This window comes from Gordonia sp. 'Campus' (assembly GCF_022206305.1).
Lineage (GTDB): Bacteria > Actinomycetota > Actinomycetes > Mycobacteriales > Mycobacteriaceae > Gordonia.
In genome coordinates, this window is the sequence record NZ_JAKOIW010000027.1 from 16,431 (window position 1) to 38,891 (window position 22,461).

The 22,461-nt window shown below is 68.3% G+C and carries 19 protein-coding genes; 8 read left to right on the forward strand and 11 right to left on the reverse strand.

The genetic code is table 11. From position 1 onward, the window contains the following. The first annotated feature begins 53 nt into the window (after positions 1 to 53). On the forward strand, positions 54 to 1,019 hold the full coding sequence (locus tag MAY35_RS21255; RefSeq protein ID WP_238423272.1) for a 4-(cytidine 5'-diphospho)-2-C-methyl-D-erythritol kinase: 966 nt from the start codon (positions 54 to 56) through the stop codon (positions 1,017 to 1,019). Positions 1,020 to 1,105: 86 nt separating this feature from the next. Continuing rightward, on the forward strand, positions 1,106 to 2,206 hold the full coding sequence (locus tag MAY35_RS21260) for a lipase family protein (protein ID WP_238423297.1): 1,101 nt from the start codon (positions 1,106 to 1,108) through the stop codon (positions 2,204 to 2,206). A gap of 1 nt (position 2,207) precedes the next feature. On the opposite strand, the gene MAY35_RS21265 is transcribed toward MAY35_RS21260, so the two are convergent. The 5 genes from MAY35_RS21265 to MAY35_RS21285 form a co-directional block, all read right to left on the reverse strand. Further along, positions 2,208 to 4,034: an ABC-F family ATP-binding cassette domain-containing protein gene (locus tag MAY35_RS21265; protein ID WP_238423273.1), complete on the reverse strand. Its 1,827-nt coding sequence runs from the start codon at positions 4,032 to 4,034 to the stop codon at positions 2,208 to 2,210. Between the two features lie 32 nt (positions 4,035 to 4,066). Then, entirely contained in the window at positions 4,067 to 4,915 is an 849-nt protein-coding gene (locus MAY35_RS21270; RefSeq protein ID WP_374237996.1) for an SGNH/GDSL hydrolase family protein, read from the reverse strand. Between the two features lie 190 nt (positions 4,916 to 5,105). Beyond that, the gene (locus tag MAY35_RS21275) at positions 5,106 to 5,972 is read right to left on the reverse strand and encodes a type IV toxin-antitoxin system AbiEi family antitoxin domain-containing protein (protein ID WP_238423275.1); all 867 of its coding nucleotides are present in this window, start codon (positions 5,970 to 5,972) and stop codon (positions 5,106 to 5,108) included. A gap of 119 nt (positions 5,973 to 6,091) precedes the next feature. Continuing rightward, positions 6,092 to 7,249 (reverse strand): acyl-CoA dehydrogenase family protein, encoded by a 1,158-nt coding sequence (locus tag MAY35_RS21280; RefSeq protein ID WP_238423276.1) that lies wholly within the window; start codon positions 7,247 to 7,249, stop codon positions 6,092 to 6,094. 47 nt (positions 7,250 to 7,296) lie between these two features. Further along, entirely contained in the window at positions 7,297 to 8,493 is a 1,197-nt protein-coding gene (locus MAY35_RS21285; RefSeq protein ID WP_238423277.1) for an acyl-CoA dehydrogenase family protein, read from the reverse strand. A gap of 395 nt (positions 8,494 to 8,888) precedes the next feature. Here MAY35_RS21285 and MAY35_RS21290 point away from each other — a divergent pair, with 395 nt between their 5' ends. The 4 genes from MAY35_RS21290 to MAY35_RS21305 all read left to right on the forward strand — a co-directional run bounded on the left by MAY35_RS21290 (position 8,889) and on the right by MAY35_RS21305 (position 14,220). Further along, positions 8,889 to 10,331, forward strand: a complete 1,443-nt coding sequence (locus MAY35_RS21290; RefSeq protein WP_238423278.1) for an MFS transporter — start codon at positions 8,889 to 8,891, stop codon at positions 10,329 to 10,331. 160 nt (positions 10,332 to 10,491) lie between these two features. Then, positions 10,492 to 11,625, forward strand: coding sequence for a thiolase family protein (locus MAY35_RS21295; protein ID WP_238423279.1), 1,134 nt, complete (start codon positions 10,492 to 10,494; stop codon positions 11,623 to 11,625). A gap of 82 nt (positions 11,626 to 11,707) precedes the next feature. Beyond that, positions 11,708 to 12,472, forward strand: coding sequence for an SDR family NAD(P)-dependent oxidoreductase (locus tag MAY35_RS21300; RefSeq protein WP_238423280.1), 765 nt, complete (start codon positions 11,708 to 11,710; stop codon positions 12,470 to 12,472). A 98-nt stretch (positions 12,473 to 12,570) separates the two neighbouring features. Beyond that, positions 12,571 to 14,220, forward strand: a complete 1,650-nt coding sequence (locus MAY35_RS21305; protein ID WP_238423281.1) for a class I adenylate-forming enzyme family protein — start codon at positions 12,571 to 12,573, stop codon at positions 14,218 to 14,220. Positions 14,221 to 14,272: 52 nt separating this feature from the next. Here MAY35_RS21305 and MAY35_RS21310 read toward each other — a convergent pair whose 3' ends face one another. Beyond that, positions 14,273 to 15,475, reverse strand: a complete 1,203-nt coding sequence (locus MAY35_RS21310; protein WP_238423298.1) for an acyl-CoA dehydrogenase family protein — start codon at positions 15,473 to 15,475, stop codon at positions 14,273 to 14,275. 209 nt (positions 15,476 to 15,684) lie between these two features. On the opposite strand from MAY35_RS21310, the gene fabG reads away from it, so the two are divergent. Continuing rightward, positions 15,685 to 16,446 carry a 3-oxoacyl-ACP reductase FabG gene (gene fabG / locus MAY35_RS21315; RefSeq protein WP_238423282.1) on the forward strand — a complete coding sequence of 254 codons (762 nt, stop codon included), beginning with the start codon at positions 15,685 to 15,687 and terminating at the stop codon, positions 16,444 to 16,446. A gap of 55 nt (positions 16,447 to 16,501) precedes the next feature. Beyond that, positions 16,502 to 17,725, forward strand: coding sequence for an acetyl-CoA C-acetyltransferase (locus MAY35_RS21320; RefSeq protein ID WP_238423283.1), 1,224 nt, complete (start codon positions 16,502 to 16,504; stop codon positions 17,723 to 17,725). Between the two features lie 9 nt (positions 17,726 to 17,734). Here the strand turns inward: MAY35_RS21320 and MAY35_RS21325 are convergent, their stop codons facing one another. The 5 genes from MAY35_RS21325 to MAY35_RS21345 form a co-directional block, all read right to left on the reverse strand. Continuing rightward, positions 17,735 to 18,607 (reverse strand): LysR family transcriptional regulator, encoded by an 873-nt coding sequence (locus MAY35_RS21325; protein WP_238423284.1) that lies wholly within the window; start codon positions 18,605 to 18,607, stop codon positions 17,735 to 17,737. Positions 18,608 to 18,613: 6 nt separating this feature from the next. Further along, entirely contained in the window at positions 18,614 to 19,516 is a 903-nt protein-coding gene (locus tag MAY35_RS21330) for a LysR family transcriptional regulator (protein WP_238423285.1), read from the reverse strand. A 65-nt stretch (positions 19,517 to 19,581) separates the two neighbouring features. Next, positions 19,582 to 20,343 (reverse strand): crotonase/enoyl-CoA hydratase family protein, encoded by a 762-nt coding sequence (locus MAY35_RS21335; RefSeq protein WP_238423286.1) that lies wholly within the window; start codon positions 20,341 to 20,343, stop codon positions 19,582 to 19,584. Positions 20,344 to 20,382: 39 nt separating this feature from the next. Beyond that, a complete protein-coding gene (locus tag MAY35_RS21340; protein ID WP_238423299.1) occupies positions 20,383 to 21,504 on the reverse strand; it encodes an MBL fold metallo-hydrolase in 1,122 nt (373 codons plus the stop codon). A 128-nt stretch (positions 21,505 to 21,632) separates the two neighbouring features. Next, positions 21,633 to 22,421, reverse strand: a complete 789-nt coding sequence (locus MAY35_RS21345; protein WP_238423287.1) for an alpha/beta fold hydrolase — start codon at positions 22,419 to 22,421, stop codon at positions 21,633 to 21,635. Between the last annotated feature and the right edge of the window lie 40 nt (positions 22,422 to 22,461).

Sequence of the window (22,461 nt, forward strand, 5' to 3'; positions counted from 1 at the left end):
CCCGGCCGCGCTCGTAAGCGCGTGGTCGATGGCGGACGCTAGGCTGGATCATTGTGCCGCGAACGTCACTGTCGGTCGTGACCGACTCCGTCACCGCACGGGCCCCGTCGAAGGTGAATCTGCACCTGGGCGTGGGTCCGCGGCGCGATGACGGGTACCACGACCTGGTCACCGTCTTCCAGGCGTTGTCGCTCCACGACGACGTCCGGGTGGCGCAGTCGCATGAGACCAGCGTTCTCATCCGCGGTGAGGGCGCCGGTTCGGTGCCGGCGGACGACTCGAACCTCGCCGTCCGGGCAGCGACGGCACTGGCCGACTGGGCGAAGCGCTCCGGGACCGTCGCGATCGAGATCGACAAGACCATCCCCGTCGCCGGCGGTATGGCGGGTGGAAGTGCCGACGCCGCCGGGGCCCTCGTCGCTCTCGCCGCGCTCTGGAAGCTCGACATCGGACGGGACGATCTCGCCTCGATCGCGGCCGACCTGGGTAGCGACGTCCCATTCGCCCTACACGGCAACACGGCGTTGGGCACCGGCCGTGGCGAGCGCCTCATGCAGGTGCTCTCGCGCGGTGAATTCCACTGGGTTCTCGCACTCGCCCGGGTGGGACTCTCCACCCCGGCGGTGTATCAGGAGCTGGATCGATTGCGCGACAGCCGTTCCGGCGAGGTCGCCGCCGACGACGAGCCCGATCTCCTACGGCGGCCCGATGCGCTGATGCAGGCGCTCGCGTCCGGCGACCCGCATGCTGTCGCGCCGTTGCTCCACAACGACCTCCAGCCGGCCGCTCTCAGTCTGCAACCGACTCTGCGTCGCACGCTGCGCGCCGGAGTGGATGCGGGGGCTCTCGGGGGCATCGTGTCGGGGTCCGGCCCCACGTGCGCCTTCTTGTGCGCCGACGAGACCAGTGCGGTCAACGTCGCCGCGGAGCTCTCCGGGGCCGGGGTGGCGCGCTCGGTCCGTACCGCGCACGGCCCGGCGCCCGGTGCGCGCGTGCTCGGCGCCGACTCCCGGTCCTGATCGCCTACGGTTGACGGGTGCCCCGCAGACCCCCGACAACCGCCTCGATTCTTGCCCCGGTCACGGTGACGGTCGTCCTGTTGTCGATGATGCTGCTGGTGGTCGGAGGGGTGACGATCGCCCCCGCCGCGGCCGCCGCCCCCGAGAACGGATTCGTCTTCACGACCACCGACGTCGCCGACGACCAGCTGCCGTCGTCGGCGGGGGCGGGAACCCGACTCACCTATGCGACGAGGGATCAGAACGGGCGACCGGCGATGTCGAGCGGCGTGTACTGGGTGCCCAAGGGCGACCCGCCTGCAGGTGGGTGGCCGGTGGTCTCCTGGGCGCACGGCACGGTCGGGCTCGCCGACGAGTGCGCGCCGACCCTCCACCGGCTCGGTGACGGCGTCGAGGCGCCCGTCCGCGCCGCGCTCGCCGCCGGCTACGCCGTGACGGCGACCGACTACGCCGGACTCGGTTCGGCCGGGGAGACCGAATACCTCGGCGGCCGTGCGGCGGCGCGGTCGGTCATCGACATGATCAGAGCGGCCCGGTCGGTGGACGAGACGCTCGGGCCGCGCTGGGTCTCGATGGGCCATTCGCAGGGCGGGCACGCCGCGTTGCACGCGGGCCGGCTCGCGCGCGACTACGCCCCGGAGCTGCCTGTCGCCGGAATCGTCGCGATCGCGCCGGTGTCGTCGCTGGAGAGGCTGTTCGGGCTCTTCGGTCCACGGGTCCCGGGACTCGGTGCGCTGAACGTGCTCAGTGCACCGTTCCTGTTCACGCTCGCCGGGCTCGACCACGCCCACCCCGAACTCCGCGTCGCCGACTCACTGACACCCGACGGCCGCCGGTTCCTCGACCGCGCACGGTCTCAGTGCAACGGCGACCTCGTCGACGCGCTTCGCTCGGTGTCACCGGGATCGCTCGTGGCGGCGTCGTTCACCGCCGAGCAGACGTTTCGCGATGCCCTGCGCGAGTACGCGGAGGTGCCGACCTCCGGCTACCCGGCGAAGGTCACCATCGCCCACGGCATCCTGGATCCGGTGCTGCCGTATCTGCTCAGCCGGTCGCTGCGCTCGGACATGCGCGACGACGGCACGGATGTCGACCTCAAGACCTACGCACGTGCCGACCACAGCAGCGTCGTCGACGAATCGTTGCCCGATGTGATGGCCGCGGTGCGACAGGCCTTCGGCCAGTAGATCATTCGATGGCTTCGCCGAGCTCCATCCAGCGTTCCTCGAGTTCGGCCAGCTCGGATTCCATCGCGCGGATGGCCTCGGTCTCAGCGGCCAGGCCCTGGTAGTCGGCCTGGTCGTGGTCGGCCAACGCGGTCCGTGCCGTGTCGATCCTGGTGTGCAACTTGTCGATCCGCCGCTCCAGCGAGGCCAACTCCTTGTTGGCGGCGCGCAGCTCGGCACCACTGAGTGCGGAGTTCGGCGGTGCTGCACCGGAATCGGCTCCACCCGAGGTCGCAGAACTCGTTCCGGATGGTTTCGACTGACCCGATTTCTTCTGCGCCGCACGAAGTCTGAGGAACTCCTCGACGCCGCCCGGCAGGTGACGCAGGCCGCCGTCGAGTACGGCGAACTGCTGGTCGGTGACGCGCTCGAGGAAGTAGCGGTCGTGCGACACGACGATCAGCGTGCCCGGCCACGAGTCGAGCAGGTCCTCGAGGGCGGCGAGCATGTCGGTGTCGAGGTCGTTGGTCGGCTCGTCCAGGATCAGGACGTTCGGAGCGTCGAGCAGGATCAGCAGCAGCTGCAGGCGTCGTTTCTGTCCACCGGACAGGTCGCGCACGGGGGTCGACAGTTGCGCACTGTCGAAGCCGAGCCGTTCGAGCAGTTGGGAGGGGGAGAGCTCCTGAGCTTTCGACCCGGCTCCGAACGTGTAGGTGGTCTGCAGCTCGGCGATCACGAGACGGACCGGGTCGTCGAGATAGCGGTCGAGGTCGTCGAGACGTTGGGTCAGTGTCGCGACCTTGACCGTCTTGCCGCGCTTCACCCGGCCGCCGGTCGGTTCGACGGTTCCGGCGACCAGCCCGAGCAGAGTGGACTTGCCTGCGCCGTTGACGCCGAGGATGCCGGTTCGTTCGCCCGGTGCCAGCCGCCACTCGACCCCGTCGAGGACGTCGCGGTCGCCGTAGGACACCGACACGTCGAGCAGGTCGACGACGTCTTTGCCCAGACGCGCGGTGGCCAGCGACTGCAGGGCCACGGTGTCGCGGACCGGCGGGACGTCGGCGATGAGGGCGTTGGCGGCGTCGATGCGGAACTTCGGCTTCGATGTGCGGGCGGGGGCACCGCGTCGCAGCCACGCCAGTTCTTTCCGGGCGAGGTTCTGGCGGCGCGCCTCGATCGCCGCGGCCTGCCGGTCACGCTCGACGCGCTGCAGGATGTAGGCGGCATAACCGCCCTCGAAGGGTTCGACGATCCGGTCGTGCACTTCCCACGTCACCGTGCACACCTCGTCGAGGAACCAGCGGTCGTGGGTGACCACCAGGAGTCCGCCTGCGTTGGCAGGCCATCGACGCTTCAGGTGATCGGCGAGCCAGGTGATCGCCTCGACGTCGAGGTGGTTGGTCGGCTCGTCGAGCGCGAGCACGTCGTGTTCGCCCGCGAGCAGGCGGGCGAGCGACACCCGGCGGCGCTGGCCGCCGGACAGCGACGCGGTGGTCGCCGCCCATTCGACGTCGCCGAGCAGTCCGCCGATGACGTCGCGCACCCGGGCGTCGCCGGCCCACTCGTGTTCGGGCCGGTCGCCGACGACCGCGTGCCCCACGGTCTCGTCGTCGTCGAACGAATCGGCCTGGTCGAGGACCCCGACCCGTACACCGCCGCGGACGGTCACACGTCCCGAGTCGGGTTGTTTGCGGCCGGCGAGCATCGCCAGCAGGCTCGACTTGCCATCGCCGTTGCGACCGACGATCCCGATGCGGTCACCCTCGTTGACGCCGAGGGACACCGACTCGAAGACCTTGGTCGTCGGGTATTCCAGGCCTAGGGTTTCCGCGCCGAGTAGATGAGCCACCCGACAAACGCTAGTGGGTGCCCGGCGCCGGGTTAACGCCGGATGGCCCCGTTGACCATGGCCGCGAACGCGACCGCCCCGGCCTGGTTGACGTGGAAGGGGAGTGCGATCCGGTTGGACAGCGCGCTCTCGTACCAGGGATTGACGAGGTTGCACGCATCATGGCCCGCCGAGCGCCTATTCGCGTCGATGAAGGTGGCACCGACCTTCGTGGACGCGCGCCACAGCGCACCGTTGGCCCGGTTGAACACCTCACGAATCCAGCGGGCGTCGGGGTCGCTGAGCGGCACGAGCGGCCAGCAACCGGTGGACCCGATGAAGCCGCCGAGACCGACGACGATGATCTGGGCGTTGGGTGCCTTCGCGCGGATCGCCTTCAGCGCGGGGGTGACACGGTTCTCCATCAGGGCCACGCGCGACCGGACCTCGTTCTCCAGATTCCGGTTGTATCGGCATCGACGATCGGTGAACGCCGGGGTCCGGCACTGGCTGAGGACCGCATTCCACCGCATGTCGTTGCCGCCGATGCTGACGGTGATCAGCTGGGCGTTCCGCGGAACCAGATGCAGCTGAACCGGTTTGGTGCCACCGCTGGTGTGTTGCGGAGTCTGGTACAGGTGCGTCGCCTGCGCGCCCGCACACGAGGCGTCGATGAAGCGCCGCGGCAGGTTGGCCCCGGCGACGAGGGTCGGGTAGTTGAACGCCGACCGCTTGCATCCCGCGAAATACGCGGGGGTCGGGGTGTAGAAACTGCCCGACGCCCGCGAATCCCCGAGCGCCACGTATGTGCCACCGGTGTAGCGACCCGGAGCCGCCTCGGCGGGTGCCGCCAGCGCTGCCACCAAGGTCGCCACGAACGCGGTGACCAGGACAACCGTCACCGCACGAAACCCGCCCCGAGAATTGCCTACCACCAAACACCGCTTCCGCTACCCGCCCATTGCTCAGGGAAGCTTAAGGCACGCGCGCCGTCGGCACTGCCGACCGCCCCACAGACAGCGAACCCACGCCCCAGAGTGAGGGATGTGTACGGGAATCCGGCACAGATCCCTCACTCTGTCAGGTCCCATATCAGGCGAGCGTCTTGCGAACCTGCGCGGCGACGTATCCGGGGCGCTCGAGGAGGTCGGACCAGGTGAAGTTCAGCACAGTCCAACCCGCCGTGATCAGCGCGTTCCGCCGCGCTCGATCGTGCTGGAAAGCGTCGACATCACGGTGGTACGCCATACCGTCGATCTCGACGGCAACCTTCTTCCTCACGAATGCGAAGTCGATCTCGTAACTTCCGACGGGATGGTTGGCGATCCAGCCCTCGATCCCGTGCTCCTCGAACAGATCCACCGTCAACCGCTCGGCCGCGGACCGCGCGCCCGACCCGACGAGTACCAGCATCTGCGCCATCTTCGACGCGCCCTTGCACTTCCGGCGGCGCTGATATGCCTCGGTCAGTGCGTCGACGGTCACGCGCTTGTTCTGTAGCGCCCGATCGAGGACGTCGAACTTCCCTTCGACGGCGCCTTCCAGAACGGACAGCGGTAGCGAGGTCACCCGTAGTCCGCGCCGGACCACAATGTCTGCGTCGTCCAGGTCCCGCCGCACGATCCTGGCCCCGGCGACCGGCGACCCGTGCCATCCCCGAGGTGCGGAGACGGCGCTCGTCGCAGGTCGTGCGGACACGATTCCGTGCCACCACGCGGCGGCCAAACCGCTCAGGATCGCCTGCGGTGAGACGGTCAACGTCGCGATCCGAGTCCGGGACTGCCCGGTGACCGGGTGGTCTGCGAGGCGATAGAGCCCTGGACCCTCACGGACCCACTCCCCGGATCGGACGCGACGCGAGATCGCTCCGCGGGTGAGCCCATGACCGCGAGCCTCATCGATGGTGATGACGCCGTCGTGGGCGAGGGCGAGCTTGCGCAGCTCAGGTGCGGTTGCCATGTAGAGGTGGACGCACAGCGGGCACCGCTGGTTCCATGTGTCCCCAACGCACATGGGTCCGGCAAGCACAGTGCGAAATGAGCGCCGCAAACCGACACTCATCCCGCACTCTGTGCGACCTACAGGCCGAGGTCCTTGGCGATGATCGTCTTCATGACCTCGCTGGTGCCGCCGTAGATGCGGGAGACGCGGGTGTCGGCGTAGAGGCGCGCGATGGGGTACTCCAAGACGTAGCCGTACCCGCCGTGCAGCTGCAGGCACTTGTCGATGACCCGGCCTGCGGTCTCGGTGGCGAACAGCTTGGCGCGGGCCGCGTCGGGGACCGTCAGCTCACCCTCGTTGTGCAGTTCGAGCGCGCGGTCGACGATCGCGCGGATCGCCTCGACCTCGGCCGAACACTCGGCGAGCACGAACTTGGTGTTCTGGAACGCGGCCACCGGCTTGCCGAAGACGTCGCGCTCCTTGGTGTAGGCGATCGCGTGCTGGACGGCAGCCGCGGCGGTGGCCGACGCGCCGATCGCGATGGTGAGGCGCTCCTGGGCGAGGTTGTGGCTCAGGTATTTGAAGCCCGCGCCCTCGTCGCCGAGGAGGTCCTCGACCGGCACCTTGACCGAGTCGAAGGACAGTTCGGCGGTGTCGGAGGCCTTCAGCCCGATCTTCTCGATCTTGCGACCGACCGAGAATCCCTCGGACTTGGTGTCCACCACGAGGATCGACAGTCCGGCACGACGGTTCTCGGGATCAAAGGGTGTGGTGCGGGCGACGACGAGGATGCGGTCGGCGAGCGCGCCGCCGGTGATGAAGGTCTTCGCGCCGTCGAGCACATAGTGCGAACCGTCCTCGGACAGTTTCGCGGTGGTGGAGATGTTCGCGAGGTCCGAGCCGGTGCCGGGCTCGGTCATCGCGATGGCGAACATGATGTCGCCGGAACAGAATCCGGGAACCCAGCGCTCTTTCTGCTCCTGGGTTCCGTACTCCATCAGGTAGGGCAGGATCAGGTTCGAGTGCACCGAGTAGCTGCCGAAGGTGACTCCCGCAGCGGACGTCTCCTCCGCGATCACCAGCGAATAGGTGAAGTCGCTGACGCCACCGCCGCCGAACTCCTCCGGGGCCTCGATGCCCAGGACGCCGAGATCGCCGAGACGGTTGTAGAACTCGCGCGGGGGATGCCCCTGCTTCTCCCAGTCGTGATAGACCGGCGCGACCTCTTTGGCGATGAAGTCCCGGATGGTCTTGCGGAAGGACTCGTGGTCCTCGGTGAAGATGCGACGCTGCATGAGGTGTTCCTAACGAGGTTGGGAGCGAACGGGATCTACGGTGCGACTCACTGCGCGCGGTACTCGCGCAGCAGGCCCTTGGAGATGATCTGTTTCTGGATCTCGCTTGTGCCCTCACCGATGAGGAGGAACGGAGCGTCGCGCATGAGGCGTTCGATCTCGAATTCCTTGGAATAGCCGTAGCCGCCGTGGATTCGGAAACTCGCCTGGGTGACCTCGGCGCAGTACTCGCTGCACAGATACTTGGCCATGCCGGCCGCGACGTCGTTGCGTTCGCCGCTGTCCTTGAGCCGAGCCGCGTTGACCATCATCAGGTGCGCGGCCTCCACCTTCGTCGCCATCTCTGCGAGCGAGAAGGCGATCGCTTGGTGGTCGGCGATCGGTTTGCCGAAGGTCGACCGCTGTTGTGCGTACTTCACGCCGAGTTCGAATGCCCGCTGGGCGATTCCGCACGCGCGGGCGGAGACGTTGACGCGGCCGACCTCGACGCCGTCCATCATGTGCGCGAACCCTCGGCCCGGCGCGCCGCCCAGGATGTCGGTCGCGGGCGCACGGTAGCCGTCGAAGATGAGCTCGGTGGTGTCGATTCCCTTGTAGCCCATCTTGTCCAACTTGCGGGGGATCGTCACCCCGGGCAGCACCTCGCCGAAACCCGCGGGCTTCTCCACGAGAAAGGTCGTCAGGTTCTTGTGCGGCTTCTCGTGCCCTTCTTCGGTGCGGACAAGCGCGGCAACGAGAGTCGACGATCCACCGTTGGTCAGCCACATCTTCTGACCGTTGATGACGTATCCGTCGTCGCCGTCGCGCTTCGCGGTGGTCTTGATCGCCGCGACATCCGAGCCGAGTTCCGGCTCGGACATCGAGAACGCGCCGCGCACTTCTCCGGTCGCCATCCGGGGGAGGAATCGCTGCTTCTGTTCGTCGGTGCCGTGCTGCCGGATCATGTAGGCCACGATGAAGTGGGTGTTGATGACACCGGACACGCTCATCCAGCCCCGGGCGAGCTCCTCGACGCAGAGCGCATAGGTGAGCAGCGATTCGCCGAGCCCGCCGTACTCCTCGGGGATCATCAGACCGAAGAGCCCCATCTCGCCCATGCCGTCGACGATGGCCTGCGGGTATTCGTCCGCATGCTCGAGTTCCTGCGCATTCGGGATGATCTGTTTGTCGACGAACGAGCGGACGTTGGCCAGGATCTCGGTCTGGATCTCGGTGAGGCCCAGGGTCTGCGCGAGGCGGGTCATGGCGGTGAGGTGTCTCCGAGTCTGTCGGGGCTGTCGAGTCGGTCGGGGGGCGGGCGACCGGGGCGGACGTGTGGTGTGCGCCTCAGCGGGACGTCCGTCTCACAGCATGCACCGCCCGACCGCGGCGAAGTAGTCGCTGTGAACTAAGGGTGCGATAGCGCGAGCCAATGAAACGAGTGGCACCGAACGCACCATCGCTAAGGGTCCGTGAGGGCCTGCCAATGACCCCAGCTCGCGGCGGGGCGGGCCTGGGCACATAGGCACGGGCAGTCGGATCGTTCGCCGGGCGAACGTTGTCAGTGGCGATCATGTCCGGTTTGAATCGGGTCGGGTGTGATTCAGCCCACGTGCTGAGCGCATCGTTATCCAGACCACTCGTCGGAAGAGGTACCACCATGGCGGTCACGACCACCTCCGGATCAGGACCCGGTAAGAAGCCCGGTTCGTCGGCGCACGCCTCACCCGGCGACGCCACGCAGACGACCGACTTCGAGGCGCCCCGGTCCGGTCGCTCGCCGAAGGATCGCAAGCTGGGGCCGCGCGGCGAATCCCGGGTGGGCGCCTGGGGCATCACCTCGCTGCTGGTGAGCCTGTACGTCATCAACTACGCCGACAAGGCGGTGCTCGGGATCATCGCCCAGCCGCTTCGTGAGGAACTCGGCCTCAGTTCGTCGCAGATCGGGCTCGTCGGCAGCCTGTTCTTCCTCACCTTCACCATCGGTGGGTTCTTCGCGGGCCTGCTCAATCGCTGGATGACTCTGCGCTGGTCACTGGTGCTGCTCGCCCTGTGCTGGGCCGCGGCGATGCTGCCGATGGTCGTGGTGGCCGGGTTCGGAGTCCTCATCGTCAGCCGGTTGTTCCTCGGTCTCGCCGAGGGGCCCAGTTCCGCCCTGCTGCACACCGCGGCCTACTCGTGGCACCCTCCGGCCCGGCGTGCGCTGCCGGGTGCCCTGCTCGCCGGCGCCGCGTCGATCTCGAAGATCGCCGTCGCCCCGCTGCTCGCCGTCATCACCGTGACCTTCGGATGGCGCTGGGCGCTGATCTCGCTCACCATCGGGGGTCTGGCATGGTGCGTCGTCTGGCTGGCCACGTGGCGCAACGGCCCCTACATCGCGAGTGGGAAGACGACGAAGGGCGCGACTGCCGCCGCAGACACCGACGCCGAGCCGACCACGCCCTGGATCTCGATCTTCACCTCGAGGACCTTCATCACCGGAGCTCTGGTGGTGATGAGTGTGTACGCACTGGTGAGCGTTGTGCTGACCTGGCTGCCGTCGTACTTCGAGGAGGGACTCGGCTACAGCCGCCTCCAGTCCGGTTCGATGTTCGCGTTCCCCTCGATCGTCGGACTCATCTTGATGGTGCTGAGTTCGATCACCAGTGACCGGATGATCTCGCGGGGCGCCACCTCGCGGATGCTGCGGATCGTCGTGCCCTCGGTCGGTGTGCTCGTGTCCGGCGTCTTGCTGTTCCTGCTGCCGTCGATCAGCACACCGATCGTCGCGGTAGCGATCCTGTCGATCGGGTACGGCTTCGCCGCCACCGTGTTCCCGCTGTTCAACGCGGCTGTCGCCGAGATCTGCCCGCCTCGGCAGACAGCGGGCACGCTGGGCGTCTTCCTGGCGATCATGGCCATCGGCGGGCTCGTGGCGCCGTACGCCACCGGTGTCATCGTCGACGCTGCGGGCACCCCGGCAGAGGGTTATGCCACCGCGTTCCAGGTACTCGGTCTCGTCGCGGCGGTGTGTGCGGTGCTCGCGCTGGTGTTCGCCGACCCCGAACGTGATCGCGCCCGGCTGCGGCCGCACGCACCGACGGTCGAGGGTGCGACGGCATGATCCATGTCCCATAGGCAGGGCCTCATCGTCTGTGAGTGGGAATCGACTTGTCTGCCAATCGCCTTGATGGTCGGCTCAACAGAACGGGCGATCGGCGCCCGCCCGGCGTCGTGCGCGTCGAACACAGCTCCACCTCTCGTCCCGACATCGAGGAGACCCCATGCGTGATGCAGTGATCGTCGACGCGGTTCGCGCCCCGATCGGCCGCCGCCGCGGCGCCCTGTCCGGAATCCACCCGGCCGACCTGTCCGCCCACGTCCTCGAGGCGCTCGTCGAACGGACCGGAATCGATCCGGCCGTCGTCGACGACGTCATGTGGGGGTGTGTGAGTCAGGCGTCCGAGCAGGCGGGCAACGTCGCGCGGACCGCGGTGCTCGCCGCCGGTTGGCCGGAGAGCGTTCCGGGCACCACCGTGACCCGTGCCTGCGGATCGAGCCAGCAGGCCGTCAGCATGGCGGCCGCCGCGGTCATCTCGGGCCAGCAGGACGTCGTGATCGCCGGCGGGGTCGAGTCGATGAGCCGTGTCCCGATGGGCAGCGCCGCGCCCAACGGAGAACACCAGCCGCCCACCGTGCTCGACCGGTACGGCGTGGACAAGTTCAGTCAGGGGGTTGGCGCGGAGATGGTCGCCGCGAAGTGGGGACTCGACCGCACCCGCCTCGACGAGTACTCGCTGCGCTCGCATGAGCTCGCCGCGCAGGCTGCTGACCGCGGTGCCTTCGACAATCAGCTGGCGCCGATCCCGGGGGTGCTCGAGGGTGACGAGGGCATCCGCCGCGGCGGCACGCTGGAATCCCTGGCCAAGCTCAAGCCCGCGTTCAGCGAGGACGGCGTCATCCACGCCGGGAACTCGTCGCAGATCTCCGACGGATCGGGTGCGCTGCTGATCATGTCCTCGGACACCGCGAAAGCGCACGGTCTGACCCCGATCGCGCGCATCCACACGGCGGTCGTCGCCGCCGATGATCCGGTGATCATGCTGACCGGGCCCATCCCGGCCACGGCGAAGGCACTCAAACGATCGGGATTGTCGATCGACGACATCGGGGCGTTCGAGATCAACGAGGCGTTCGCCCCGGTTCCGCTCGCCTGGCAGGCCGAGACCGGTGCCGACATCGACCGCCTCAACCCTCTCGGCGGTGCGATCGCCGTCGGGCACCCGCTGGGGGGCTCCGGCGCCATTCTCATGACCCGCCTCGTCCATCACATGCGCGACAACGGAATCCGTTACGGACTGCAGTCGATGTGTGAAGCCGGCGGTATGGCGAACACCACCATCCTCGAACTCCTCTGACCGCAGAACCCCGCCCCTGAGGTGGAAGCACGCTCGCACCTCGGGGAGCAGGACCAGATCACTTCGAAAGGCAGTACAGAGCATGGAACTCAAAGGACTCTCGGTCGCCATCACCGGTGGGGCCTCCGGTCTGGGTCTGGCGACGGCCAAGCGCGTCATCGACGCCGGCGGTCTCGTCACCCTCATCGATCTGCCCACCTCCGACGGGCAGGCCGTGGCCGACGGACTCGGCACCGCAGCCGGTTTCGCCGCCGCCGACATCACCGATGCCGAACAGTTCGCTGCTGCTCTCGATGTGGCCGACGAGCGCGGTGGTCTCCGAGGTGTCGTGCACTGTGCCGGGGCGGGCCGGCGTATGCGGATTCTCGACAAGGAGGGCAAGGCGTCTCCCGCCGACGACTTCGAGTTCGTGATGAAGCTCAATCTCGTCGGTTCGTTTCATGCGTTGTCCCTCGGCGCCGAGCGCATCGCGCGCCTCGAACCGATCGACGGCGAGCGCGGCGCGATCATCATGACCGCGTCGGTCGCGGCCTTCGAGGGCCAGATCGGCCAGATCAACTACGCGGCGTCCAAAGCCGGCATCGTCGGTATGACCCTCGTCGCGGCGCGTGATCTGGCCAGCAAGCTCATCCGCGTCAACACCATCGCACCCGGCACGATGGACACCCCGTTGCTGGCACGGCTTCGCGACGACGTGCGTGAGTCGCTCGCGGCGAGTATCCCCAACCCGGCCCGGCTCGGCCGGCCGGAGGAGTTCGGTCATCTGGCCGCGTCGATCCTGGAGAACACCTATCTCAACGGCGTGACCATCCGCCTCGACGGGGCGATCCGGATGGCCCCGCGCTGATCGGGCGGGCCGACTGGGGAGGCGGCCGACCACATCGCCCGGGGAGGCGTTCAGCCACAACGCATTTCGTGCACAGAACTCCGAGAGGACACCTTGCGATGACCGCATCGGCGCCCACGACGCTGCGCTATCCCGACACCACCATGGCTGCTCTCCCGGCCGGAATGGCGGCGATGTACGGCGACCGCGCGGCCGTCGTCGACGGTGAGAAGACCCTCTCGTACGCCGACCTCGACGCGCGTTCGGCCGCGGTGGCATCAGCGCTACGAGCAGCCGGGGTCGCCGAGCGGGACGTCGTCCTCCTGTATCTGACGAACAGTGTCGAGTTCGTGGTCTCCTACTACGGGTCGTTGCGGGCGGGTGCCACCGTGACGCTGGTGAATCCGCTGCAACCCACCCCCGGTCTCCGGCGTCAGATCGCGGAAACCGGTGCGGTGGTGGGGTTCACCCAGGGCGAGCAGGCGGGGCGGTTGCTGGCGGCCGCCGCGGAGTCGACGATGACGACCGTCGTGGTGGTCGACGGGACGGCCGCCGAAGCCCCCGACGGGATCACGACGTGCTCGCTCGCGGCGTTCACCGCCGGACACCACGGGGCGCCCGCGGTGTCGGTGACGAGCGAGGACGTCGCGCATCTCGCCTTCACCGGCGGCACCACGGGTGTGTCGAAGGGAGTGCGGGTGTTGCATCGCAACGTCATCGGCAATGTCACCCAGATGATCGCCTGGCGAGCCGGGCATTCTCTCGACGTGGGTGACGACGGCCTGCTCACTCTTGCACCGCGGTCCGACGAGAACCCGGGCGTGGTCCCCGGTGCCGCCGCCACCGTGGTCGTCTCGCCGCTGTTCCACGCGCACGCGCTGATCAACATGTCGTTCCTGTTGTTGTGTGGCGCAACCCATGTGTTCGCCGGGCGGTTCGATCCGGCACGGATGCTCGCCCTCATCGAGGAGCACAGGGCCTCCTACGTGACCGGCAGCCCGGCGATGTGGCATGCGCTCGCCGCCCACCCCGATGTCGCCTCGCGTGACCTCACCTCGGTGCGGGTCGTCTCCTCGGGTGCGGCACCCATCGATCACGTCACCCTCGGACACCTCGAGAAGGCGTTTCCGGCCGCGGCCGTCGTCGAGGGTTACGGCCTCACCGAGGCCACCTGCCTCGTGTCCTCGGCGCCGCTGACCTCGCAGGGGCACTACCGCCTCGGCAGTGTCGGCCTGCCGACGTTCGACACCGAGGTCGAGATACGTTCGCTCGACGATCCGGCTGCGGTACTCGGACCGGGGGAGAGGGGTGCATTGTGGGTCCGCGGACCGCAGGTCACCGACGGTTACCTCGATCACCCCGAGAAGACCGCAGAGCAGTTCGTCGACGGATGGCTCGACACCGGGGACATCGCCTACCGTGACGCCGACGGCTACCTCTACATCTGCGATCGCGCCAAGGACATGCTGATCTACAAGGGCTACAACGTGTATCCGCGTGAGCTGGAGGAGGTCCTGGTGACCCATCCCGACGTGGAGGCGGCCGCGGTGGTCGGACGCGAGGCGGGTGCCCTGGGACAGGAACCGGTCGCGTTTCTGGTGGCCAGGGCCGGGCACGTCATCGATCCGGTCGCAGTGGCGCGGTTCGTCGAGCAGCAGGTGTTGCCGTACAAGAAGATTCGCGACGTCCACGTGGTCGACGAGCTGCCGACGTCGGCGGCGGGCAAGATCCAGAAGGTGGCGTTGCGAGAGCGCCTGGCGAACGCCTGAGGGTCGGGCGCCGGCCTACAACCGACGGGCCCGCGCCGGCGAACGGCGGGGGTCAGCGCTGCGCGCGCTTGACCAGGTTGCGCCCGATGATGAGTCGCTGGATCTCACTGGTTCCCTCGTAGAGACGCAGGAGGCGGACCTCGCGGTAGATGCGTTCGACGGGCACATCCCGCATGTAGCCACTGCCACCATGGATCTGTACCGCGAGGTCGGCGACCTTGCCGACCATCTCGGTGCAGAACAGCTTGGCCGCCGACGGGGCGATCCTACGGTCGGTGTCGTCGACCCAGGCCCGCGCCGCCTCGCGCACGAGAGCGCGCCCGGCCATCACGCCCGACTGCTGGTCGGCCAGCATCGCTTGTACGAGTTGGAATTCGCCGATCGCGGTACCGCCCTGGGTGGCCGTGGCCGCCCACGACACCGATTCGTCGAGCGCGCGCTGGGCGGTGCCCACCGACAGTGCGGCGATGTGTACGCGCCCGCGCGCGAGGCTCATCATCGCCGCCTTGTAACCCACGTCCTCGCTGCCGCCGACGAGCGCGGCCGCGGGCACACGGACCCCGTCGAAGTGGACGTCGGAGGTCCAGGCGCCCTCCTGGCCCATCTTGCGATCCTTGGCACCCACCGTCAGCCCCTCGGCGTCAGCGGGCACGAGGAAGACCGCGATACCGGTGCCGTCGGCGTCGGCGGGGCGGGTACGGGCGAACACGACGAAGAGATCCGCCAGCGGGGCGTTGGTGATGAACCGCTTCTCACCGGTGATGACCCAGTCGTCACCGTCGCGCACGGCCTTGGTGCGCAGTCCGGCCGGGTCCGAACCGGCACCCGGCTCGGTCAGTGCGAACGACGCGACCACCTCACCGGAGGCGATCTTCTCCAGCCAGGTGGACTTCTGCTCGTCGGTGCCGAAGTGCACGAGTACCTGGCCTGCGATGCCGTTGTTGGTTCCGAACATCGACCGCAACGCCAGGGACGTGTAACCCAACTCCATGGCCAGTTCGACGTCCTGCGTCAGATCGAGTCCCAGACCGCCCCATTCCTGGGGGATGGCGTAGCCGAAAAGACCCATGTCCTTGGCGGTCTGGCGGATGTCGTCGGGGATCGAGTCGGTGTCGAGGATCTCCTGCTCGCGGGGCACGACGACCTCGCGGACGAACTCACGCGTCGCGGCCAGGATGTCGGCGAAGTCCTCGGGGTCCACCTGGGAGAAGGTCGCAGATGATTGCCCCACAGCTGATTGCGTTCCACCGGTCATGTAGCCACTCTCGCTCGTCCGCGCGGTGGGGTCCAATACGAAACCGGGATCGATGCGATAGCCGCTGCGTATGACGCGGGCGGGTTCAACGGACATGATTCTCGCTAGATTGAGTCCACACACCCATGCCGGCGCGACTCCGCCTCGCTGCCCCGCTCTCCTCGCCGGCCGACACCAGTCGGCCGTCGCCGCCTCGGAAGGACCGACCCATGTCATCCAGCACCACCGCCGCTCCGCTGCTCGACGGGCGTACCGCCGTTGTCACCGGCGGCGCGCAGGGCATCGGCTTCGAGATCGCCCGCTCCTTCGTGGAGGCCGGTGCTCGGGTGGTTCTCGGCGACCTCGATGTCGACGCCGCGCAGGCCGCCGCCGACACTCTCGGCGGCTCCGACGTCGCGCGCGCCGTCCGCTGCGACGTCGTCAACGCCACCGAGGTGGACGCGCTGCTGGCCAAGGCCGTCGACGGGTTCGGTTCACTCGACGTGCTGGTCAACAACGCCGGGATCACACGCGACGCGACCATGCGCACGATGACCGAGGACGACTTCGACCTGGTGATCGCCGTGCACCTGAAGGGGACCTGGAACGGAACCCGTAAGGCGGCGGCCATCATGCGGGAGGCCAAGCGCGGTGCGATCGTGAACATCTCGTCGCTGTCGGGCAAGGTCGGCATGGTCGGTCAGACGAACTATTCGGCCGCCAAGGCGGGCATCGTCGGCATGACCAAGGCCGCGGCGAAGGAGATGGCGCACCACGGGGTACGCGTCAACGCGATCCAGCCCGGACTGATCCGGTCGGCGATGACCGAGGCCATGCCGCAGAAGGCCTGGGACCAGAAGATGTCGGAGATCCCCATGCACCGCGCCGGCGAGGTCGGCGAAGTCGCGAGTGTGGCCCTCTTCCTCGCCTCGGACATGTCGTCGTACATGACCGGCACCGTCCTCGAGGTCACCGGCGGCCGCTTCATGTGACGGTCCGCGGCCACCGAACCCCTCCAGCTTCTCTTCCTCTGAAAGGTCACCTCCCATGCGCGACGTCGTCATCTGCGAGCCGGTCCGTACCCCCATCGGCCGGTACGGCGGAATGTTCAAGAGCCTCACCGCCGTCGACCTCGGGGTCGCCGCGCTGACCGGATTGCTCGACCGCACGGGGCTCGACCCGGAGAAGGTCGAGGACGTGATCCTCGGTCACTGCAACGGCAACAGCGAGGCGCCGGCGCTCGGACGCGTCATCGCACTCGACGCGGGGTTGCCGATCACGGTGGGCGGCATGCACATCGATCGTCGCTGCGGTTCGGGGTTGCAGGCGGTCATCCAGGCCGCCTATCAGGTGTCCGCGGGTGACAACGACCTCGTCGTCGCGGGCGGCGCCGAATCGATGAGCAACGCGTCGTTCTACTCCGTCGACATGCGGTGGGGTGGTGCCCGCACCGGTATCGCGATGCACGACAGCCTCGTTCGCGCTCGCTCGACGGCCGGCGGCAAGAACTACCCCGTGCCGGGCGGCATGATCGAGACGGCCGAGAACCTGCGCAAGGAGTACGAGATCTCCCGCGAGGAGCAGGACGAGCTGGCTGTGGCATCGCATGAACGAGCGGTTCGAGCCCACAAGGACGGCGTGCTGGCCGAGGAGATCATCCCGGTCACCGTGACTTCGCGATCTGGTGATCAGATCATCGACACCGACGAGCATCCGCGCCCGGATGTCTCGGTCGAATCGCTGGCCAAGCTCAAGCCGATCATGGGCAAGACGGATCCCGACGCGACCGTGACCGCGGGCAACGCCAGCGGTCAGAACGACGCCGCCTCGATGGCCATCGTCACGACGTCAGAGGTCGCCGACAAGCTGGGGCTGCGCCCGCTGGTGAAGCTCGTCTCGTGGGGACTCGCGGGTGTGCCGCCGCGCACGATGGGTATCGGACCGGTACCGGCCACCGAGAAGGCGCTGGCCAAGGCCGGCCTGACGCTCGCCGACATCGACGTGATCGAGCTCAACGAGGCCTTCGCCGCCCAGGCGCTCGCGGTCACCCGCGAGTGGGGTTTCGGTCGGTTCGGTGCCGGAGGCGACTTCGACCGCACCAACGTGCACGGATCGGGTATCTCGTTGGGGCATCCGGTGGGCGCCACCGGCGGGCGCATGCTGGCGTCCCTGGCGCGTGAACTGGACCGTCGCGGAGCCCGGTACGGGTTGGAGACCATGTGCATCGGCGGTGGGCAGGGACTGGCGGCGGTCTTCGAGCGCGTCAGCTGAGCGCGCCGGTCACCGCCGCCGCGCGCGTATCAGCTCGACGAACGCGTGCCCGACCGGTGACAGGGACGGCGGATGGAAGGCGATGGCGAACGGCCGCACCACATTCGGTTCGATCTCGCGGATGACGACCGGCTCGTCGGCCGATTCCGCGACCGATCGCTCGAGGAGGGTGCCGCCGATTCCCGAGACCACCATCGGCAGTCGTTCCTCGCGCAGTTCGGACAGCACCGCGAGCGGTGGTCGCACACCGCCGACCCGGATGGCCTCTTCGAACTCGTCGGCCACCGAATACCCGCGCGGGACGAAGACCATCGGGATCGTCGGCAGGTTGTTGAGAGGGATCGGTCCGTCGGGCACATCGGTGCCGGGCGGGTAGACGAGCACGTGTTCGTGTTCACCGATCACGATGACCTCGAGATCATCCCCGGCGATCGGGAGATGTGCGACCGCGAACTCGCAGTAACCGTCCTCGATGGTCGACGCGGCCTTCGTCTCGTCGCGTAATTCACCGAGGCGCACCGACACCCGCGGGTAGAGTGCGCGGAACCGGGCCACCAGATCGACGACCGGACCGACCGCGGTCGCCGCGAACGCGAGGATGTCGAGATGTCCGGTGAGTTCGTCCTCGGACGCCGACAGCATGTCGTCCACGGAGTCCATGTCCCGGACGATCTGGCGCGCCGGGCCGACCATGGTCCGTCCGGCCGCGGACAGCACCATGCCACGGCCGATGCGATGGAAGAGTTGCACGCCGAGTTCGCGTTCCAGGGCGCGAAGAGCTTGCGACACGGTCGGCTGGGCGACCCCGAGGGCCGACGCGGCGCCGCCGATTCCCTGGTTCTCGACCACCGCCAGAAAGTACTCGACCTGTCGCAATTCCATTGCGGGCTACCAATCCTGGGTGTCGGACGGATCGGGGGAGATCCCGCTGTGAGCGCGGGCTGCGGAGATGAACGCGAGCGCGGCCGGCGAGGGCAAGCCGGAACGGAGTACCAGCCCCCACGGCCGCGACAGCGGCGGGTCGAGGGCGACGCGACGGGTTCCGGCCAACTGCCGGTCGGCGACCGTGCGGGGGAGAACCGTTGCGCCGGTACCACTCCGGACGAGACTCCACACCGCCGAGGGTAGCTGGCAGTCGATCACGACGTTCTTCGCGTCGTCGTCGACGATCCCGGCGAAGAGGTTGGCGGTGTGCTGATCACTGTGGTCGATGATGAGCGGCAGTGCGCGCACGGCCGAGTGCGGTGCGGGGTCGGGCAGTTCCTCCGCGAGCCGAGGTGGCACGGCCACCACGAGATCCTGTTCGGCCATCGGGATCGCGGAGAAGGTGGCGTGTTCGGCGGCCGAGTCCATGATGCCGATCTCGGCATCCCCGGAGCGCAGCGCGGACAGCACGCCGCCGGGACCGTCGGCGGAGATGACGCGTACCGACAAGCGCGGGAACCGTTCCCGGAACAGGCGCACGACGTTGACCACCGGGTCGATGCTGAAGGCGGCATAGGTCACGACGTCGACCCGCCCGGCCCGCAGTTCGCGGACCGCGTCGACCTTCGCCTTGGCGCGGTCGACGTCGGCCAGGATGCGTCGCGCCGCGACATCGAGTTTGCGTCCTGCCTCGGTGAGTTCGAGGCGTCGCCCGGTGCGGTCGAACAAGGTCACGCCCAACCGCTTCTCCAGCGTCCGGATGGCCTGTGACAGGGACGGCTGCGAGATGTACAGCGACTGGGCGGCCTTCGTGATCCCGCCGTGGTCGACCACGGCGACGAAGTAGGTCACGAGGTGCAGGTCCACCCCGGTCACTCTAGCGGGCGCCGGGAGCGGAGCGAGCGGGCCGAGTCAACAGAACATCCGGCGATTCACTTGCCGGTCCAGCGCGGCGCCCGCTTCTCGGCGAACGCGATGGCGCCTTCGCGGGCGTCGTCGGAGCTGAAGACCGGTGCGAGGTAGTCCCACTGCTTCTTGATCAGCTCGGGATCGGTGTAGCGGATGGCCATCGAGGTGACCTGCTTGGTCGCGCGCACCGCGAGTGGCCCGTTGGCGGCGATCACCGCGGCCAGCTCGCGCGCGCCGGCGAGCGCTTCCCCGGGTTCGGTGACCCGGTTGACCAGACCGAACTGGTGGGCACGCTCGGCGGTGAGCGGATCGCCGGTCAGCGCGAGCTCCATGGCGACCTGGTACGGCAGGATCTTCGGGAGGCGCAGCAGGCCGCCGGCCGCGGCGGCGAGCCCCCGTCTGACCTCGGGGATACCGAACTTCGAGTCGCTCGCCGCGACGACGAGGTCGGCCGACAGCGCGAGTTCGCAGCCACCGGCGAGGGCCCAGCCCTCGACGGCGGCGATCAGGGGCTTGCTCGGGGGCGCTTCGGTGAGACCGCCGAACCCGCGGCCGTCGAGCGACACCTTCTCGCCGCGCGTGAAAGCCTTGAGATCCATGCCCGCGCAGAACGTTCCTCCGGCGCCGGTGATGATGCCGATGGTGAGGTCGTCACGTCCCTCGAGTTCGTCGATGGCGGCGGCGATCCCTTCCGAGACCTCGCGGTTCACGGCGTTCTTCGCCTCGGGCCGGTTGATCGTGATGACGGCGACGCCGTCGGCGAACTCGGTGAGCACGGCACTCATGGGAACTCTCTCCTCTGGATGGGTGGGCGGGATGGGGTGTCAGGGGCCTTCGTCGGTCGAGATAGTCTGCGGATCAGAGTGTTCGGGTTCGTCGGCGGGGGCGGGCGACCACCGGATCGGCTCGACGGAGTCGGCATCGTGCACCGGGGTGGTGGCGGTGAGAATGCCGCGTTCGCGGAGGACGACGAGGTGGGCATCGGTCTCGCGCAACGCGAGTCGGCTCAGCGTGAGCGTCAGCTCCTCGAACGGACGCGACCAGGTCACCGACCGGGTGATCTCCCACGCCGTGCTCTCCGGTGCGCGGGCCACGGTCTCGGCGATCTCGGCGAGTCGCTCCTCGTGATGGCTGAGCAGTCCGGTCACCCGGTTGCCGAGTCCGCGGAACCGGTACTCGTGCGAGGGCAGTGCCTCGTGGTCACGCATCTTCTCGGTGTTCGCCAACGACACGAGGTAATCGGCGAGTGGACTCGACGTCTGCATCGGATTGGTGGAGATGTTCGGGCTGATCCGCGGGAGCAGGTGGTCGCCGGTGAAGATCACGCCTGCGGTGTCGTCGACGAAGCAGAGATGGCCGGCGGTGTGGCCGGGTGTCCACACCGCGCGCAGGTCCCATCCGGGGATGTGGAGGTCGGCGTCGCCGGTGAGCTCGTGGTCGACGGTGCGGCCGTCGGGCATGCGGATGAATCCGACGAGTCCCTCGTCGGCGACCTCGGCCGGCGCGCCGAGCGCCCGGAGCTCCGATCGGGCCTGGTTGAGCTGGCTCTCCACCTCGGCGTCGGAGTGGTGACGCAGATACCGCGCGTCGTCGTGGTGCATCCACAGCTCGGCATCCGCATGCTCGAGAAGCCGTGGAACGAGGCCGAAGTGGTCCGGATGGAGATGGGTCACCGCGACCGATCGGACGTCGGCGACATCGCGCCCGGTGGCTCGGATTCCGGCTACGAGCACGTCCCACGATTCGTCGGACGGCCAACCGGCATCGATGAGTGCGAGCCCACCATCGGGGAGACCCAGCGCGTAGACGAGGACGTATCGGAGGGGGTTGGGGCCCATCGGAACCGGAATCGACCACAGGTCGGGCCGGACTTCCTCCACCGGTGGCAGCACCTTGTCGGCCCACGCCTGTTTCTGACGCTCACCGGTGACCTCGATCGTGCCCATCCAGCCTCCCGTCATCCGCAGCGGACGCCGCTGTACCGCCACGAATGTTGCAGCGACCACGAGCCATCCGATCACGAGACGCCGATCACGCTCAAACTGGGTGCGACTCAGACACCCTGAGGTAGGACCTATGAGTCGAGTTCGTGTCCGACCGCACCGGTGAGGTCGCAGCCCGCCGCCACCTCACCCACGAGCCGTCCCGCGAGTTCGGGCTGGATGAGCGGGAAGAGATGACTCGCACGCGGAACGACGGTGAGGGTCGCGCCCGGTGCGGCGTCGACGAACCGTCGCTCGTGAACCCGGAACTGATCCTGACTCCCGTTGACGAAGAACGTGCGGCCCGGATATCGACCGACTTCACCGAGCGCGTCGAAGTGCTTGAGCTCGCCCACGACGTCGGCGATGGACCCGAGCGACAACCCGCCGATCTCCATGTCCTCGGACACCTGCCTGCCGACGGCCAGGCGGGTGAGCACCTGACTGATCACCGCTGCCTGACGTGGCAGGAGCGACGTCACCGCCCCGAAGGTCTCGAACGGCGCCGCGAGCACCCGACTGGGTTGCGCGGTCGCACACATGGGCACCAGCGCGGCGACGTGACCTGGGTGGCGACCCGCGGCCGCCATCGCCACATAACCGCCCATCGACATGCCGGCCACGACAGCCGGCCGGCCGAACCGCTCGATCTCGGCGACGACGGCGTCGACGGCACCGCCCATCGTGAACGTCTCCGCCCGCCGCCGTCCGTGACCGGGGAGATCGGGAGTCGCGACGTCCCTTCCCGCCGGTGCGGTCGCCGCCACCGCGGCCGCCACCCGGTGCAGTGTTGCGCCGCTCACCCGTATCCCGTGGACGAGGACGACGGGGGTGGGTTCGTCCACCGGCGGATCGGTCGTGGCAAGGGCTGACGGAGGCATCGCACGCAGTATGCGGGCGCCGCGGCCGCACCGCGGGTCG